This is a genomic window from Alkalihalobacillus sp. TS-13 (genome assembly GCF_019720915.1).
GTDB lineage: Bacteria > Bacillota > Bacilli > Bacillales > Fictibacillaceae > Pseudalkalibacillus.
The window spans coordinates 603,515-619,940 of the sequence record NZ_JAHKSI010000001.1 but is presented as its reverse complement, the minus strand read 5'-3'; the positions used below and the strand labels follow the sequence as shown (position 1 = coordinate 619,940).

Sequence of the window (16,426 nt, the reverse complement as noted above, 5' to 3'; positions counted from 1 at the left end):
AGGGGGCTGTCCTTAAAGAAAAGTGTCAGACACCTCCAACACAACATTTTGGATCAAAACCACGATTTTTCTCAAAATGTTGTTAAGTTCGGAGAGACTCAGACACTTTTGGGACAGCCTCCTTTTATTTCTGTTCAGGCTTCTGCTCATCCTTCTTCGGGAGAAAAGCAATTAACATAAAGCTTATGATCGCAAGTATACACACTCCGATATAGACACTATCAAGCGAAAACGTCAAACCTTCTTGTAAAATCTCAAGGGTCTCTGGGGATAATTTGTCCCGCTGCGATTTTTCCAGAAGGATGTTTGCAGCATCAATTGATAATGATTCATTCAAATTCGCTCCATGTTCCTCTAAGTAATTTTGAAGCCGATTGTTCAGAATACCTCCTAAAAGCGTTGCACCGATCGCACTTCCAAGGATCCTCATGAACATGTTTGACGCTGTTGCGACTCCACGTTTTTCCCAGTTTACAGATGATTGGATAGAAACGATAAAGGTCGTAGTCGAGAGGCCCATTCCGACACCGATGATGAAAGAACCGATAGCAGCCCAAATTGGTCCTTTTGCCGGATCAAGCGTAACAAAAAACAACGAACCCAAAACAAGTGCGATCCCTCCACCGAGAGCCACCGTCCGGAAACCTAGCTTTATGATCAGCCTTCCAGCCAATGTAGAGGCAATCGGCCAGCCGATCGACATGGTCGTAAGGGTAAAACCTGCTACCAGAGGAGACTCCTCCATGACACCCTGGACATATGCCGGTAAGAAAGAAGAAATACCGAATAAAATTGCACCAGTGGTCAGTGAAGCAAGATTAGCTAATGTAATCAACCGATCCTTCCAAATACTGAGTGGCATTGTCGGTTCAGCAGCACGACGCTCCTGGATGATGAATAACAAGAAGCTTACAGCAAAGGTTCCAATCAACCCGACGATTTGCCAGGACTTCCAAGGAAGTGAGACACCACCTTGGATCAACGCTATCATTAAACTACTAACAGCAACGAAAATCAACAATGCGCCTATGTAATCAATCTTGTGTTTCTTCTTCTCGATGTCCTCATGTAAAAATAAATTTGTTCCCAATATCGCGAGGATGCCGAGTGGTATATTCAGCCAGAAAACCCATGCCCACTCCCAGTAGAGGACAATGAACCCACCTAAAGCTGGACCAATAACAGCTGAAATCCCCCATACACTTGCTAAATACCCCTGGATTTTCGCCCGTTCCTCCATCGTATACATATCTCCGACAATCGTTGTTGCGATCGGCATCACTGCTCCAGCACCAAACCCCTGGATTAAACGGGAGATGATGAGCATTTCCATCGTCTCGGCAAAACCGCACATCAACGAACCAATCATGAACATGCTGATTCCGAATGTGAATACGGGTTTTCGACCGAACAAATCGGATAATTTTCCATAAATCAATATCGTTACAGCCTGCATTAACAGATAAGCTGAAAACACCCAGCTGTAAAGTCTGAAGCCGCCCAAATCAGCGACGATGCTTGGCATGGCGGTTGAAACGATCGTACCTTCAATGGCAGCCATAAACATCGCTAATATGACTGCTGCCAGAACAAGTGGCCTGAGTGTTGTCTTTTCCTTGATTCCAGTCAGAATATCTTCTTTCGTCATAGGTTCACTTCCGTTTAGTATTAAGGCTGTTTTCAAATTTTTGTACGAAATCTAAGGCTTACAGATCGCCTGCAGAAAGGGAGTTGATTTCGCAAAAATAACAATAACAAAGAAAACACATTTTAGACAAAAACAGCCTTAATTAATTATGCCCTCCCATTATATCAACTTTATTCCTTTTTTTGTTAGACAATACATCAGAACCAACGTTTTGTTTTGAAAAAGATGATCATCCCCAAAGTCATCGCAATCATGACACCCCACACGATCGGATACGCCCATCTGTCATTCAATTCTGGCATATACTCAAAGTTCATCCCGTAGATTCCGGCAATGAATGTGAGCGGGATGAAAATCGTTGAAACGATCGTCAATACTTTCATAACCTCATTCATTTTGTTACTTACACTTGAAAAATAGACATCCAAAAGATTGGTCGCCATCGAGCGTGTCATTTCCACCATATCCATCACATGAATGACATGATCGGATACATCCTTAAGATAAAAGCCTGTATTCAAATCAATGATTTTTGATTTTTCAAGTCCTGTTATGATTTCTTTCACTGGCCACACCTGTTTTCGAAGGTACATCCCTACATTCTTATAATTATAGATCTTTTGCAGAACCGTTTGATCGGGATGCAAAACCATTTCCTCCTCTATCTCCTCGATATCAGATGAAATTCGTTCAGATTCCACCAAGTACTGGTCGACGATCGCATCTAAAATGGAATAGACCAGATACCCAGCACTCGTGTTCCGGATATTCCCTAGATTCTGGCGAATTGATTGCCGAACAGGATCGAGTACATCCCCCTCTTTTTCCTGGAAAGTGATAATCGTTTGATCTTTTACAATGATACTGATCTGTTCTTCATTAATATCAATTTCCTCACGATCATACCAGACCATTTTCAAAATCATCAGCACATAATTATCTAACACATTGATCTTCGGGCGATGTTCTGTATTCAATATGTCTTCTATAAGCAAAGGATGCACCCCGAAATCGTCACGGACTCCTTTAAATACGTCCTTATTGTGAAGACCTTCGATGTTAATCCAGGTCACGCTGTCTGTTTCTGCGTACGATAATGCTTCCTGGATCGTATCGACAGATTTTTCTTCTAATGCCTCACCTTTATAATCGATCAAAGAGACTTTTGTAAAAGATGCCTCTTCATCCCCTACATATACTAATGAACCAGGTGGCAATCCCTTTTTCTTTTCAAAATCTTCTTGTTTACCCATTCGATCATCTCCTAATCCATCTATGACTTTTTATCTAAATGCTGCTTGTATCGTTTGTTAATTTTATTCTATTATTGTCGAATCATTAGAAGTTTCGGCGAAAGACTTCCATAGATCTTGCTTTTGTAAGATAATGTACAAGGTCAACTCGAAACTTAGGTATGGAGGTAAAAAAATGTTAGTTTACACAATCGAACGAAAAAGAGAACAAATGCTAGAGACAGCTCGCGTTTATGGCATGTCATCTAGCGAAACCCTTAAATGCAGCCAAGAGTTGGACAAGCTTCTACAACTACATTTAGCAAACAACATTCGTGAACGAAACTTGAACAAACTCAAGATTTCCTGATTATAAATATATTGAAATAGGGTCATATGATCTTAAAAAAGCATTTCAAAGATTAAAATTGGGCAGATCTTTATGAAGACAACTATTCCCCAATTTACTCATTCCCACACTTCAAAAAAGTTGTGGTATAAATAAAACCTCTTCGATCTAAGTATCGGAGAGGTTTCCTTTTTGCATTCATCCCCTGTAGTGACATATACAGTAAATGAAGTAATATACATACTACAAAAATGAGTGAGGAGACTTGATATGCTCTTTTCTGTCGTAATGGCTGTATACAATGGAGAACGTTATTTACAAGAAGCGATAGAAAGCATTTTAAATCAATCATATAAGGACTTTGAATTCATCATCGTCAATGATGGTTCTCTCGATAATACCGCTGAGATTTTGAAAGGAATACAAGATTCCAGAGTCCGGATCACCCATATTCCTGAAAATAGAGGTGCTGCGAATGCTTTAAACATTGCGATCAAAAATGCTTCGGGAGATTGGATCGCCATCCAAGATGCAGATGACTTAAGCATGCCCACCCGACTGGAAGAACAAGCAGCTTATGTACAAGAACATCCTCATCTAGCAGCACTCGGGACACTAAGAAAATGCATGAGCGGTAATGAGGAAATTCCGTCTAAACGATTACGTACTGAAGAATTCGGTAATTTTCTCGTTTCAAGTGATCATATGAAAGCTTACAGATTCTACATCAACCCTTTATGTCATGGATCCGTCCTTTTTTCAAAGAAAGTCTTTGAGGAAGTGGGCGGTTATGATTCCTCTTATAAAATTTGCTATGATTACGATTTGTGGATGAGGATGTTTGAAGTAGGTCCGATCCACAAAATCAACAAGAAACTTTATCAATACAGAATACATGCTGATTCCATAAGCAAGAAAAAACAACCCTATAATGAAGATTGGGTCGTTGCTTCAAAATATATTAAAAAGACTGTAAAGGAAGTGCGAGATTCAGAACGTAATCCACATTTCATTGTTCTGGGTAGTTCCCAAGCTTGCAACGAATTCAAGGAAGTATCTTTGCTCAGTAATTTGAAGGTTTACAGCTATATAAAAACGACTGCTTCTGATACCAGCGAAAAAATCTATCGTCTTTTTCATGAAAATAAAATCGATGGGGTGATCGTATTGGAAGGACTTCAATTCAATAACACGATTCAAGCTCTTGAGGATAAAGGAATGGAAATTAACAAGAATCTTTTCAAAATTTGGGCTGGCTACTGGGGATGAGTGTTTAATGATTTTGGCTTTATATTTATTAATTGTTGATCTTTGAAAAATTCATTCCCTTTCCGCGGGCAAACGAAAAGCGGAAGCGATCCGATTTGTCACGAAGGTCACTGGAAAACGGACGAGGAGGCTCGAACCAAACAAAGACTTGGTTCTGCGTGGGCTCACTCAAAGGGTGTCAATCAATGTGTCGACCGCCGCAGGAAGTTTGAAGTGATCTAAGTGACTGGTCGCTGAGCTAGACATCACTTTCTGCATTTACCTACTTCCGCAAGCCTCCTCGCTCACTTGCACAGGATCTCAACACAAAAATGAAATCATTTTCGTGTCTGCGATGAGAATACTTTGAAGCTTGGTTTCGACTAACGTTCACCACAGGATGTGGTGGCTGTTAGTCGAACATCCTTAATTCGCAGTGGGGTCACGCTTGGCTCGCTTTTCCCGCTAGAGTGTCGCGAATTTCACTTAAGGTAATTTTTCTTGAATCAATAACACTATTTAAGTACTGATATTAAAAAACCATGTAACACATTTCTGTGCTTCATGGTTTGGTTATCGTATGTATGGTGACCCGTACTGGGCTCGAACCAGTGACCTCCACCCTGTCAAGGTGGCGCTCTCCCAACTGAGCTAACGGATCATTTTGTGTTGGAACTTTTTTAACGGACAAGTATTACTATACGTATAATCAATTGTTTTGTCAATAACTTTTTTAAATGTTTTAAAGAAAACTTGGCAAAGTCAAGCCTTAGCGCAGGCTGAGCCTTAGTTGCCCTTATATTGAAGAAAGTATTTATACTTTCTTTAAATGTGAAGGAAAGGTTGACCTGAGTTAAGGCTTTGGCCAACCTCCATTTATCAACCGATTCTCTCTTCTTCGTCTCTCTTACGGATTTCATCTTCTTTCAGATTTTCTTCACGGTCTCTTATTCGGTGGGCTAAACGGCTGGAAGCATTAGCAGCTAAACTTGCGACCAGATCATCTAAGAAGGTATGGACACCCTTCCCACGTTTCGTATCCAACTTTTCAATGATACCAACCTTTTGCTTATCCAGATGACCGAACGTCGTAATCGCGATACTTCCATACCCGAAGACCGCTCCCATCGCAATGGTTTCATCGATACCAAATAACCCCTCGTCCGTTTCGACAATCGACTGGAGCGGCTCAGATAATTTGTTTTGTTCGGCTAGTTTATCTAATTCAATTCCGACTAACAGGGCATGTTGCATTTCTCTTTTCTCAAGTACAGCTTCAACGCTTTCAATGCAATCATCCATTTTCAAACCAGGAGCATATGGACTCTGCATATCATAAACGATCTCTGCAACATCCATCATACTGACCCCTCGTTCCTTTAAAAGGTTCATTGTTGCAGCTTTCACTTCGTTACTGTGAATTCGTTTTTTCATAGTCGGTCTCCTCTCTCTATGACTTCCTTTTCATACACTTATCTTCATTATATCATTTATGATAGAATGTATCTCAGATAAAGAAAACTTGGCTAAGCCAAGCCTTAGCGCAGGCTTAGCCTTAGTTGCCCTTATATTGAAGAAAGTATTTATACTTTCTTTAAATGTTAAAAATGTGCTTAACGTATATGGAGGATGATTGGATATGAAACAAAAAGGAACGACAGAAGATAGATTCATCAAAAGTGAATTTTTAGATGAAGAAATAAAATTGCTTGTCTATCTTCCTCCTTCCTATACCCCGTTGTTAAGATACCAGGTGTTGATTGCACAGGATGGAGATGACTACTTTAGATTAGGCAGGCTGGCACGCACTTCTGAAGAATTATTTGGTGATGGTGAAATCGATGAATTTATCATCGTTGGAATTCCATATAAGGACGTACAAGACCGCAGGAAGAAATATCATCCTTCAGGTGAACAGCAATCTCAATATGTCCGTTTTCTTGTGAATGAACTTGTTCCATTTGTCGAAGCTGAGTATTCAACTCTTGAACTCGCAAGTGCTAGAGTGTTGATCGGTGATTCTCTCGGGGCAACTGTTTCTTTACAAACAGCAGCAGCTTATCCGAGGACATTTGGTAAAGTCATTTTGCAGTCACCATATGTTGATGACGTAGTCCTAAAAGATGTTTCAGAAATGAAAGACCCTTCCCTTCTCTCCGTTTATCATGTGGCAGGAAAGCAAGAAACGGATGTCGAAACGACTAATGGGCAGGTGAAAAATTTCATCGAACCGAACCGAGAATTGAATCAGTTGTTTTCAGAAATGTCATTTGACTACCATTATGAAGAATTTGAAGGCGGGCATAGTTGGAAGTTTTGGCAACCTGACATTCCAAAAGCGTTGAAATTCATGTTTTCAGACTAATACCACCGGAAAAATGAGACTTTGTATTAGTATGAAATAGTAAGAAAATTTGCTATAATAGATTAAGTTCGACAAACAACATGATTGTTATCTAGTAAGAGGAGGGTAATTATGAAATACGGCATTGCGATTTTCCCATCGAAAAAACTACAAGATCTGGTAAATTCATATCGTAAGCGTTATGATCCACACTATGCATTGATCGCTCCTCATTTGACATTAAAAGAACCTTTCCAAGTCGAGGACGAAAATGAATTGAAAGAATTAGCTCTACAAATCCATGAAATCTCTGATAATATCCAACCTTTCACTTTACATGTATATAAAGTAGGATCATTTCATCCTGTCAATAATGTCATCTATTTTAAAGTAAAAGAACAGGAGAAGTTAAGGAAGCTGCATGAACAATTGCATCAAGAAGAATTATATAGTGAACGACCTTATAACTTCGTTCCACATATCACACTCGCTCAAAAGCTTTCAGACGAAGAGCATCATGATGTTCTGGAATCGCTTAAAATGATGGATATCGATCATACTGAAGAGGTTGATCGCTTTCAATTGCTCTATCAACTCGAAAACGGTTCCTGGACTGTCTATGAAACCTTCCATCTAGGAAAGGTCCGCTGATCAAATTGAAAGTGGAAGTTGTGAAGAATGACCAACAAATGGAGGATGCTTTTTCTGTACGAAAAAAAGTATTCATTCTTGAGCAGAAAGTGACTGAGGAAGAAGAAATAGACGAGTTTGAGTCCGAGTCCATTCACTTTGTCCTCTATAATGATGATCATAAGACGATCGGTGCTGCACGGTTAAGGTTTGTAGAGGATTATGGTAAGGTGGAACGAGTTTGTGTCTTGAAGGAGTACAGAGGTACAGGCGCTGGGAAACAGCTGATGCAGGGATTAGAACGGACTGCTGCCGATAAGAACTGTAGAAAGTTCGTCCTCTATGCTCAGACTCACGCGGAAAATTTCTACAAATCACTAGGGTATCACACTTATTCTGATATCTTTATGGATGCCGGAATTCCGCATGTAGCGATGAAAAAAGAAATATAAAACGACCTCCAGAGGTCGTTTTTCAAATGGTTATTATTGATCTTCCTTTGGTGGCATTTTATTGATATGAACGCCCTCATCCTGTTTCCATTCCATATAAAAGATATCTTCAATATGATCAATGTGGTGTTTACGGAGCGTCTTATTCAGCCATGTTTCATCAAATCCAGCTTTTTTCAGATTTTCCCAATCTACTTTTCCATCATTGATTAGTGTGACTGGAAGAAAAACAGGCTTTTGAGGCAATTGCATATCTGCGATCGTAGGATTTGCATATTCTGGTTTTTTAAGGACGCTGACAGAGCCGTCCGTTTCGATGATGGCAAAAGCTACTTCTCTAACAGAAAATACATCTTTTTGCCGTAACAGGTTTTGCAGTTGGTTCATATCGAGTTTGTTTTTCTTCATTTCCTTTTTATCACACTGGCCATCACGGATGACGATGGTCGGTTTTCCTTCAAGCAGTTTCCTCGTACCACGGAACTTCTGTGTAAAAAATTCCATGATGAAAATCAAGGCTCCCCATAACATTACAGCATAAAGAATCGACCCGAGTTTTACCTCATCATCATAAATTGCATTTCCAACAAGTTCGCCAAGTACGACTGCAGAAATGAAATCGAAAATCGTTATCTGGGCGAGAGAAACTTTCCCTAATATTTTTGTCATAATGAATAATGCAAGAAAACCTACCACTAGTTCAACTGTTATTGAAATAGGATGCATATCCACATTCTCCCCCTAAATACAATGTCCTTTTAGTATGAGCTAAAATGGAAAAAAGCATTCGATTGATTTTGATCTCGAATGCTTAGTCTTATATTCGGATGAGAGATTTAACGATTAATCATTCAGTATGAAACAGGGAGAGTAATCCTTAATGATATAAGATATTCGTTTATCTTCAATCCCTTTGATCAGATATGCATAAAGAGCCGTTCGATACAGCGACCAGACGGATAAGGAAGGTAAGGTGACCTCCCAATTTCTACACATTTCTTTCATGAAGGTTTCAAAGTTACATCCATCCTTGAACTGATGAAGTGTTTCATACATGGTCGTGACGATGGAGACATGATGGTCATAGTTTTCGATAAGGGTTTTAGCAGGGTTTTCCTCATAAGTACCATGACCAGGAACCATTCCAACACCGCTCATTGATAAGAGTTTTTCAATCGTTGCCAATGTCGCATCCGCATCAATGATGAATGGAATCTTATGTTTAGTTAGCTGCTCGGAACCAAAGTATCCATCTGCTGCATATAGGATATTTCCGACTTTTACACCAAGTTGATTGATGCTATGTCCAGGCAGCGCAACCAACTCAACTTTAATCGATCCGAAAAGCAATAATCCTTCTGATACGATATGATCGATTTCAATCGGTGGGGCTTCCAGAAACTTGTTACGCATCTCGTCTAGCGGACGGTTCCCTTGCAAGAGATACATCGGTTCAAACACAGGATTCCGCAGGATTGCTTCTTCAATCTGTGGAGCATAGGTCAATATGGTCTTTTGGGTTTGGAGAAATTTCGCACCTCCATAATGATCCGCATGCGCGTGTGTAATGAACAAATGTGTAAGCGGCAATGATTTTTCATCTAATTTCCTGATGATGTGTTTCATCACTTGTTTATCGATGCCGGTATCAATCAAAACACCGAAATCCCCTTGATTGATATAGCCGACATTGACTGGTCCTTGAAAATAGTAGCATTTGTGGTTAATTTGAATTAAATCCATCGTCCATCACACCAATCTATTTAGAAACTTAGCAATCACCAATTTCAATCTACTGGTTTTGTTATTTAAAGCATTGGTTTAGGCCTCCCTTTCCGCGGGCGATCCGCAAGCCTCCTCCTCATTCCTCGCTGCGGGGTCTCGCTTGGCTCGCTGTTCCCGCAGGAGTGTCGCGAATTTCACTTAAAGAGTTTACTATAAATAACAACCTGAATTTTAGCAGAGCATTAAAAATAGGAAATGAGTGGTGACTCTATGTGAGCCAGCTCATTTCCTATATTACTTCGTTTATATTTTGTCCTTTTCCTGTTAAATCAGATAAAATTTTTTGAAAGGGTTCATGTGAATTACTGATTCGCTTGTATTGACTTGCAAAGTCCTGGTTTTTATCCGTTACATTTTTGAAGGGAATCCTTTCAACAGGCTGTAACTGGATTTTGGTTGTGGCATAAGAAGACTTTGTACGACTACCGTAAATCAGTTTCTGATCTGCTACATATGGTGGTACATACCCCATCTTATCACCTGCTTTACTTTTTTCTACAGTTATTAAAAGTACATTATATTTTATTACAATACCCAATCATTGAATCAATAAACCTTGATGGCCGAGAAGTAACATCTGAATTTATAATTTTCAAAATATTCGCAGGTGATGATGTTTTTATGGGTAGGGAATCAGAAATTTATGGAAATTTGGTTCTTTGCCCTTGCTCTATAGTCTTCATTTTGGAAATAGACGAAGGCTTCTACTATGACACTGTCTTCAAACTGTTTTTGGATAGGAATCTGAAAGTCTGATAGGGAAATTGTATGATTGACTGGGATTTGCAAATCATACATTGAAGCTACCCATATTTCACCTCTGGATCTTGCTTCTTTAGCCCAATCGTTATCTAAATAAACCCATTGGATCGTTTCTTTCGATTCAGAGTTGATGTTGCTTTGTTCTAATGAACTGATTTTCCCTTTCAAATTCGTATAATCAGCTGGCTGAAATCTGAAACATAACAAAGGGTTTTCCAAAGGTTTTACACCTGTATTCGTCATATGGAAACTCCCATGGATGACAAAGGAATCTTCACTTTTGCAAATCACACTATAATTGAAAAAAGCGGAAAGCTGATATTCTGCTTGTTTTATTTCTTCTGCTCCCGTACCGATATCTTCTGGTGTATATTTTTGTACCTTCACCCTTTTTTCGAGACTCTTAATTTTTGATTTGTAGCTTTCAATCTGTTTTTCTTTTTCATTTATTTCTTTTTCAATTGTTTCTAATAAGTCCTCGAATCCTTTCATTTTCTTTTCCATTGATTGGAGATTGGATTCAGATAATTGCTGCTTTAATGTACTGATCTCTTTTTGTAATTGATCGACTTCATTTTCTTTCAATTCCAGATTCCGTTCCAACTCATCATTCTCCAAAGCCTCTTTCAATTGTTGTTCAAGCTGGTCTATTTTGTCCTCAGCAAACAGAAGTTTCTTTTCCAATTCTAATGATTTTTCCTGGTAAAATTTCGTTCTGGAAGCTAATCGGTCATAGCTCAGTTCTTTCTGTGAATTCATTAGACTCCCTCCTGACAGGGCATTTACATATATCTTATGTTCATCAAAGTGTAGACTTTACAAGAACATCAAAATAAAAGAAAACTTGGCAAAGCGAAGCCAGAGACGATGGCTGAGCTTTAGTTGAACTTATATTGAAGAAAGTAGTTTATACTTTCTTTAAATGTAATAAAGGGATCCCTCTGCCTACTCCTCCACAAGATTGATATAATAGCATATTCGATCAAAATGCATGAAGTGTAAATCAAAACTGAAATGAGGCTTGTCTTATCCAGATTTCCACCCCTCCCCAATCACCTAAAGTGATTTAAGCCAATACAATATAAAGTGATTGTAGTAAAGCACGGGGTGATATGAATTGAACATATGTGTAATAGGATGTGGCTATGTAGGATTGACAACAGGAACAGTTCTCTCCCATTTTGGGCATGATGTTACATGTGTAGATATTGATTCTCAGAAAGTCGACGCCTTGAATAACGGGGTATGTATAATCCATGAAGACGGATTGGAATCCATGCTCCAAAAACAGCTTCAGAAAGGAACGCTTGAATTTTCTACTGATATTCATAAGCATTTGCAACGTAATGCAGTGATCCTTGTCGCAGTCGGAACACCAGCAAGTGCAACAGGAAAAACCGATCTCACATATATCGATCAAGTCATAGAAAATATAACTTTGTCCACTCAGGACGATGAGAAGAAGACGATTATCATCAAAAGTACAGTCCCTCCTGGAACAAACGAGTACATTCAGACCCGTCTTATAGAATCCGGAAAAAGGAAAGACCGTTTCACTGTAATATCGAATCCTGAATTTTTACGTGAAGGAACCGCTCTCTATGATCTGCTGAACCCTGATAAGGTAGTTGTCGGAGGGAGAAATCCGCTGGAGCTTGAATTTATCCGGAAAATGTATGCCTACCTTCCTTCGGAATATTTTTTCACTTCACCAGTCACTGCTGAACTTATCAAATATGCATCGAATGCATTTCTCGCTACAAAAATTTCATTCATCAATGAACTTCAGAGAATTTGTGAAGCGTACAAAGGTGATATCTCCGTTGTAGCAGAGGCAATCGGATGTGATCCAAGAATCGGTCCCCATTTTTTAAAAGCTGGTTTAGGGTATGGAGGATACTGTTTACCTAAGGATATCCAATCGCTGAGCCACGCTGCTACAGTTAAAGGAGTCGTTCCATCCCTGCTGTATTCGGTCGAACGGGTAAATAATTCGCAAGTTGATATGTATATCGACTTTCTAGAAAAAGAAGCAGGTGATCTGAATCATAGGAAAATTACGGTCTGGGGACTCGCTTTCAAATCAAATACGGATGATACTCGTGATTCCCCTTCCTACCGTTTGATAAAAAGATTGAATGAAAAAGGAGCAATATTAACAGCATATGACCCGGCTGCGGTCAATAAGTCGAAAATTGTACGTACATCGAAGGATCAATATGAGTCTATTAAGGATGCAGATATCCTGATCATAGCAACAGATTGGATGGATTTCATCGAGGCGGATTGGACGAAAGTAAAAGCTGAGATGAATGGTTCAATCATTATGGATGCTAGGAATTGTTTGAACCCTTCCGATGTAAGATCAGCAGGATTAAACTATGTGGCACCTGGAATAGGTTGAAGTGGAGAACTGTCGTAATACTTTAATGGAAGATCACGATAAAAATTGTACCAGTCAACTGTAGAGGAGTACAAATCACAAAAGTAAAAATGGGGCAATCCATCATGGATGCCCCATTTTGTCATTTATCTATTTTTCTAAGAGACTACAGTGGGAAAAGTGGCTAGGCTAGAACCCCCTACCTACAATATTAGGATCTTCGAGTATAATAATGACCTTCGACTAAATACCACCACGTCCTGCGCTTACTGTTACTCGGCGCAAAACTAGGATGAATATAAACTCCGTGGTCTTGTGGTGAACGTCGAAGTCAGCATACGAAAAGCTTCTAAGAATTCTCATTCAGACACAAAAATGATTTCATTTTTGTGTTGAGATCCTTTGCAAGTTGGGATGCTTGCGGTTCGCCCGCGGAAAAGGGAGTATATTTATTTTACCCTGGTATTATGATTTGCAAAAACATAACAAACCATATCTAACCTATCTTTTCATTAGTTTTGTGGAAAACAAAAAGAGCGAGAAATCTCACTCATCGCTCTTTTCTAATTTGTTAAATTCGCTTCATTTTGATGTCGTCGAATGTTACACAATCCTCTACCTCGATGTCACCTTCATCAGAACACACAACATCTGAATCAAAGATTGTTTTACCCTTATGATTAATTAATTGAAGCTGGAACAGTGTAGCTGTATCACTATCGACTACAGCGAAATTATAATCGACCGTTTTTCCATCAACTTTACCTGACCCGCTGATGATCAGTTTCAGGCCGTCTTTCGTCTCTTCACAACATAACGTTTCTTGATCGAATGTTTTCGCTACGAAGTCGAAGCTCTGTGACCCATCTCCGTTATCTGTATCCCGGAAACTGGCCCTTAATTCACTATCGACTAAACTGCAATCTGGGCAGATATTCACCAAAACTGATAGGCGCCCTTCATCTGTAGCCTCAGAACCGGTCTCTCCACTCGCTTCTCCTTCTGCATGACAATCGCAGTTCGGTCTCGGGAAGATTCCCGGACATTGAGGTGGAAAGTGAACTTTTGGACATCGGTCATCGATGACATCTTCTTCTGCTACAAGGTCATTATCCCTTGGTGAACAGAATTTAGCCATTACTTCGAGTTTTACTTCTGCTTCAACTTGGATATCAAGACAGAATGTAATCTCTAAATTAAACCGGTCTGGTGCAGGTGTGTTAAGAAGTACGGTACCGGTTGGAATGCGACAGAAAATCTTCGATACTTTACAGAATAGATCTGTTCCTTCTGGGAAGCAAAGCACAAAAGATTCAAAAACTGATGCATTGACGAGGGCTTTTGTAACTACACAGCCATGTCTATCCACAACAAGTACTTTAACATCTGTACTAATTAACAGCTCAACTAGTTGCGCATCAATGAAACCGCCATTGGTAGAAATCGTAACATCACGTGTTTCCCCCACTTGTTCGCAAATGAATCCTAAGTCGTGGTCCTGATCTTGGTCGTGATCTTCATTTCCACTACTGTTAAGAGGGAATAAAGGATGTGCTTTCGGCGGTTCACAGACAAGACGCAAAGGGCGGCGACTTGGGTCATCCATCGCTTCTTCTATATCTTGGAGCTGTTCTTTTGTGAACAAAACCGTCTTTTTGACGGTAAGTGCATCGGTAACCCAGTCGTACACTTTCTGTACGCGAATACACTCATCCTGTAAGCTGTTGGCAGCTTTAGGTATGTCGTGTTTTTTCTTACTCATAGTTTCCCTTCCTTTCTTCATCATGAACTGAAGATTCAATACATACTATGGGATTATGACGGTCAATGACACAAAGATTAATGCCTATTTTTAAAGGAGGAGAATGCTGTGTACAGCGTTTCATTTGATAGAAAAGAAATATGTAAGCTCTCTTTAGAAACTCTTCAGGTCCTGAAGCAAACAGCTGTGTTCTGGGGATTGGACTGGGATGGGGATAGGAGGGATTTGTCTGGTAGATTAGCAGACACGACAATCCGTATAATAGGTTTAAACAGAAAAGAACTGAATCGGTTAAGCCGTTCATTAGAACATACTCAAATTTGTATAACGACCCACCCTTGTCATGCAGATCTAACATTGATGATTTTCCAAGAATTCCATCCGGAACTAAGTATGAAACTAGAATCTCAAAATAAGGTTTATGAATTCGAACCTGCAACGAAATCATTCACCTCCGTACCAGATATAGTCTATAAACGATTTGAACCGGATATATGTTCTGATGAAGTGAAGGTGTACTGGAACCCTTCGAGTGGGATTGATATTACTGAATGGTTAACTTATTTGATTTTACAAGCGTGCCATCGAGAATCTACAGATACGCTATTAAATGTGGAGCAAAAGATGTATGAAAAACTCCTTAGAGAGATCTTAGTCCCAATCAATCCGTTCTTATCATCTTATCAACTCAGACATTATTGGCCCGATATGCCCTCAACTGGACATCCACATGGTTATGGAAATGAGAAACCGATCGACCCGTTTAAAAATATGAAGAAGAGTACATCATCACAAATCAATCCTTTTAAAGAAAAACCATCAGCCCCTCCCTCTACAATCAATCCATTCAAGCAAAAAGAAAAACGACGTCATTAAACCATTTTTCAAAAAATAAAACACCTTCCCGTCTTGTACGAATAAAATACATTATCTGAACACCGAGGTGAGCGACTTGAATAAAAAAGATGTCATCGAATTATATCATCATATTAAAAAGAAGAGATTAAGAGAAAAAAATTCAAATATGTTTACAAAAACGAAAAAATCAGGTTGCAGTACATGCGGTAAAGTTACTTGGAAACCAAACCGATGATCCGCTTTTAAAAACCAACACCTTTTCAAAGGGAATGTTGGTTTTTTACTTTTATATGGTTACATTATTGTTGATTTTTGCGAAATTTGGTCAGAAATCAACAGTATTATTTAACAAAGCCATTTGATTTCTTCAGATATCCATTATTATACAAATAGTTCATGATCTGCTTTACACAAACATTAGGTGTCATCATTGTGGTATCTACTATGATCTCTGGATTTTCAGGATGTTCATACGGATCAGAAATCCCTGTGAAATTCTCGATTTCACCATTCAGCGCTTTTTCGTAAAGGCCTTTTGGATCACGTGCTTTCAAAGTGTCCAAATTACATTTCACGTACACCTCGATGAATTCATCCTTGTTGACTAACTTCCTAACAAATTCCCTATCTTTTCGAAATGGGGACACGAAGGTAGCTAGAACGACGATACCGGCATCTACAAACAACCGAGCAACCTCACCGACTCGCCGTATATTTTCTTCCCGATCCTCTTGTTTGAAACTGAGGTCTTTATTTAACCCCATCCTTATATTATCGCCGTCAAGTATATAAGTTGAGATAGTATGTCGATATAACGCACGATCCAATCGATTCGCAATCGTAGACTTACCAGAGCCTGATAATCCGGTGAACCAAATAATGAAACTTTTATGACCATGCAATAATTGCCTTGCCTTCTTAGGTACATCCTGATGATGCCAAAATAAATTTGAAGTCATGGATATGCACCTCC

At 39.3% G+C, this 16,426-nt stretch carries 16 protein-coding genes and 1 tRNA gene; 7 read left to right on the top strand and 10 right to left on the bottom strand.

The window, feature by feature from the left end:
• Positions 1 to 124: 124 nt before the first annotated feature.
• Both KOL94_RS03065 and corA read right to left on the bottom strand, forming a co-directional pair.
• A complete protein-coding gene (locus tag KOL94_RS03065) occupies positions 125 to 1,648 on the bottom strand; it encodes an MDR family MFS transporter (RefSeq protein ID WP_221563938.1) in 1,524 nt (507 codons plus the stop codon).
• A gap of 197 nt (positions 1,649 to 1,845) precedes the next feature.
• Complete coding sequence (corA, locus tag KOL94_RS03060) at positions 1,846 to 2,901, bottom strand: magnesium/cobalt transporter CorA (RefSeq protein ID WP_221563937.1); 1,056 nt, start codon at positions 2,899 to 2,901, stop codon at positions 1,846 to 1,848.
• A gap of 175 nt (positions 2,902 to 3,076) precedes the next feature.
• Between corA and KOL94_RS03055 the strand changes: the two genes are divergently transcribed.
• Both KOL94_RS03055 and KOL94_RS03050 read left to right on the top strand, forming a co-directional pair.
• Positions 3,077 to 3,250: an aspartyl-phosphate phosphatase Spo0E family protein gene (locus KOL94_RS03055; RefSeq protein ID WP_221563935.1), complete on the top strand. Its 174-nt coding sequence runs from the start codon at positions 3,077 to 3,079 to the stop codon at positions 3,248 to 3,250.
• 234 nt (positions 3,251 to 3,484) lie between these two features.
• Positions 3,485 to 4,498: a glycosyltransferase family 2 protein gene (locus KOL94_RS03050; protein ID WP_221563934.1), complete on the top strand. Its 1,014-nt coding sequence runs from the start codon at positions 3,485 to 3,487 to the stop codon at positions 4,496 to 4,498.
• Between the two features lie 564 nt (positions 4,499 to 5,062).
• Here the strand turns inward: KOL94_RS03050 and KOL94_RS03045 are convergent.
• A tRNA-Val gene (locus tag KOL94_RS03045) sits at positions 5,063 to 5,138 on the bottom strand.
• A 218-nt stretch (positions 5,139 to 5,356) separates the two neighbouring features.
• Positions 5,357 to 5,911 carry a phosphatidylglycerophosphatase A family protein gene (locus KOL94_RS03040; RefSeq protein WP_221563932.1) on the bottom strand — a complete coding sequence of 185 codons (555 nt, stop codon included), beginning with the start codon at positions 5,909 to 5,911 and terminating at the stop codon, positions 5,357 to 5,359.
• Positions 5,912 to 6,116: 205 nt separating this feature from the next.
• On the opposite strand from KOL94_RS03040, the gene KOL94_RS03035 reads away from it, so the two are divergent.
• The 3 genes from KOL94_RS03035 (at position 6,117) to KOL94_RS03025 (ending at position 7,903) form a co-directional block, all read left to right on the top strand.
• On the top strand, positions 6,117 to 6,842 hold the full coding sequence (locus KOL94_RS03035) for an alpha/beta hydrolase (protein WP_221563930.1): 726 nt from the start codon (positions 6,117 to 6,119) through the stop codon (positions 6,840 to 6,842).
• 111 nt (positions 6,843 to 6,953) lie between these two features.
• Entirely contained in the window at positions 6,954 to 7,472 is a 519-nt protein-coding gene (locus tag KOL94_RS03030; protein ID WP_221563928.1) for a YjcG family protein, read from the top strand.
• A 5-nt stretch (positions 7,473 to 7,477) separates the two neighbouring features.
• A complete protein-coding gene (locus tag KOL94_RS03025) occupies positions 7,478 to 7,903 on the top strand; it encodes a GNAT family N-acetyltransferase (RefSeq protein WP_221563926.1) in 426 nt (141 codons plus the stop codon).
• A gap of 33 nt (positions 7,904 to 7,936) precedes the next feature.
• Here KOL94_RS03025 and KOL94_RS03020 read toward each other — a convergent pair whose 3' ends face one another.
• From KOL94_RS03020 to KOL94_RS03005, 4 genes are all read right to left on the bottom strand, one after another.
• On the bottom strand, positions 7,937 to 8,629 hold the full coding sequence (locus tag KOL94_RS03020) for a DUF421 domain-containing protein (protein ID WP_221563924.1): 693 nt from the start codon (positions 8,627 to 8,629) through the stop codon (positions 7,937 to 7,939).
• Positions 8,630 to 8,746: 117 nt separating this feature from the next.
• Positions 8,747 to 9,646 (bottom strand): MBL fold metallo-hydrolase, encoded by a 900-nt coding sequence (locus KOL94_RS03015; protein WP_221563922.1) that lies wholly within the window; start codon positions 9,644 to 9,646, stop codon positions 8,747 to 8,749.
• A 271-nt stretch (positions 9,647 to 9,917) separates the two neighbouring features.
• Positions 9,918 to 10,226 (bottom strand): hypothetical protein, encoded by a 309-nt coding sequence (locus KOL94_RS03010; RefSeq protein WP_221563920.1) that lies wholly within the window; start codon positions 10,224 to 10,226, stop codon positions 9,918 to 9,920.
• Positions 10,227 to 10,321: 95 nt separating this feature from the next.
• A complete protein-coding gene (locus KOL94_RS03005; RefSeq protein WP_221563917.1) occupies positions 10,322 to 11,209 on the bottom strand; it encodes a coiled-coil domain-containing protein in 888 nt (295 codons plus the stop codon).
• Positions 11,210 to 11,567: 358 nt separating this feature from the next.
• Here KOL94_RS03005 and KOL94_RS03000 point away from each other — a divergent pair, with 358 nt between their 5' ends.
• Entirely contained in the window at positions 11,568 to 12,854 is a 1,287-nt protein-coding gene (locus tag KOL94_RS03000) for a UDP-glucose dehydrogenase family protein (protein WP_221563915.1), read from the top strand.
• Between the two features lie 550 nt (positions 12,855 to 13,404).
• Here KOL94_RS03000 and KOL94_RS02995 read toward each other — a convergent pair.
• Positions 13,405 to 14,595 (bottom strand): BMQ_0737 family morphogenetic spore coat protein, encoded by a 1,191-nt coding sequence (locus KOL94_RS02995; RefSeq protein WP_221563913.1) that lies wholly within the window; start codon positions 14,593 to 14,595, stop codon positions 13,405 to 13,407.
• A gap of 108 nt (positions 14,596 to 14,703) precedes the next feature.
• On the opposite strand from KOL94_RS02995, the gene KOL94_RS02990 reads away from it, so the two are divergent.
• Positions 14,704 to 15,471, top strand: a complete 768-nt coding sequence (locus KOL94_RS02990) for a hypothetical protein (RefSeq protein WP_221563911.1) — start codon at positions 14,704 to 14,706, stop codon at positions 15,469 to 15,471.
• A 323-nt stretch (positions 15,472 to 15,794) separates the two neighbouring features.
• Here KOL94_RS02990 and cysC read toward each other — a convergent pair whose 3' ends face one another.
• Positions 15,795 to 16,412: an adenylyl-sulfate kinase gene (gene cysC / locus KOL94_RS02985; protein ID WP_221563909.1), complete on the bottom strand. Its 618-nt coding sequence runs from the start codon at positions 16,410 to 16,412 to the stop codon at positions 15,795 to 15,797.
• Between the last annotated feature and the right edge of the window lie 14 nt (positions 16,413 to 16,426).